The organism is Hydrogenoanaerobacterium saccharovorans, assembly GCF_016901815.1.
GTDB lineage: Bacteria > Bacillota > Clostridia > Oscillospirales > Ruminococcaceae > Avimicrobium > Avimicrobium caecorum.
In genome coordinates this window covers 1-1,492 of sequence record NZ_JACSNR010000024.1, presented here as the reverse complement: position 1 = coordinate 1,492, position 1,492 = coordinate 1, and the positions used below count along the sequence as shown (strand labels likewise).

Annotated in this window: 1 rRNA gene; it reads right to left on the bottom strand. The window is 53.4% G+C overall.

Going from position 1 to position 1,492, the window contains the following annotated elements:
* Positions 1-1,492: ribosomal RNA gene (locus H9X81_RS11505) — 23S ribosomal RNA — on the bottom strand; the annotation flags it as partial.

Below are 1,492 nucleotides of genomic sequence, written 5' to 3'. Positions count from 1 at the left end.
CGGCTTCATGCTTAGATGCTTTCAGCGTTTATCCGATCCGCACTTAGCTGCCCAGCTGTGCCACTGGCGTGACAACTGGTGCACCAGAGGTGCGTCCATCCCGGTCCTCTCGTACTAGGGACAGCTCCACTCAAATATCCTGCGCCCACGACAGATAGGGACCGAACTGTCTCACGACGTTCTGAACCCAGCTCGCGTACCGCTTTAATTGGCGAACAGCCAAACCCTTGGGACCGAATACAGCCCCAGGATGCGATGAGCCGACATCGAGGTGCCAAACCTCCCCGACGATGTGGACTCTTGGGGGAGATCAGCCTGTTATCCCCAGGGTAGCTTTTATCCGTTGAGCGATGGCATTTCCACTCACATACCACCGGATCACTAACTCCAACTTTCGTTACTGCTCGACCTGTCCGTCTCGCAGTTAGGCTGGCTTCTGCGTTTACACTCTTTTGCATGGTTTCCATCCATGCTGAGCCAACCTTTGAGCGCCTCCGTTACCTTTTTGGAGGCGACCGCCCCAGTCAAACTGCCCACCTAACAATGTCCCCGAGCCAGTTTCATGGCTCCAGGTTAGAATTTCAGCACTTCAAGAGTGGTATCCCAACGGCGGCTCCGCTAAGACTGGCGTCCTAGTTTCTCAGCCTCCCACCTATGCTGTACATGAAATACCGAAATCCAATATTAAGCTGCAGTGAAGCTCCATGGGGTCTTTCCGTCTTGTCGCGGGTAACCGGCATCTTCACCGGTACTACAATTTCGCCGGGCGTGCTGTTGAGACAGTGTCCAGATCGTTACGCCATTCGTGCGGGTCAGAACTTACCTGACAAGGAATTTCGCTACCTTAGGACCGTTATAGTTACGGCCGCCGTTTACTGGGGCTTCGATTCGGGGCTCTCACTCCTCCTCTTAACCTTCCAGCACCGGGCAGGCGTCACCCCATATACATCATCTTCCGATTTAGCATAGAGCTGTGTTTTTGCTAAACAGTCGCCTGGACCTATTCTCTGCGGCTCACTCTCGTGAGCACCCCTTCTCCCGAAGTTACGGGGTCAACTTGCCGAGTTCCTTAACAACACTTCTCCCGTTGGCCTTAGAATTCTCATCCTACCTACCTGTGTCGGTTTGCGGTACGGGCATCTTGTATATTCACAAAGCTTTTCTCGCCTGTTTCCATGCATGCTTCCCTACTAAATTTCGGTCCCTTTCGCCCGGGGCTACCATCGCCCGGGTCATACACTTCCTCAGTGTCCCTTTGCTTAAATACTTCGACGGTTACGGAATTTCTACCGTATGTGCATCGGCTACGCCTCTCGGCCTCACCTTAGCTCCCGACTTACCTGGAGCGGACGAACCTTCCTCCAGAAACCTTAGGCTTTCGGCCTTTATGATTCTCACATAAATCGCGCTACTCATTCCGGCATTCTCACTTCTGTACAGTCCACACGCGCTTCCGCTCATGTTTCACCCCGTACACAACGCTCCCCTACCA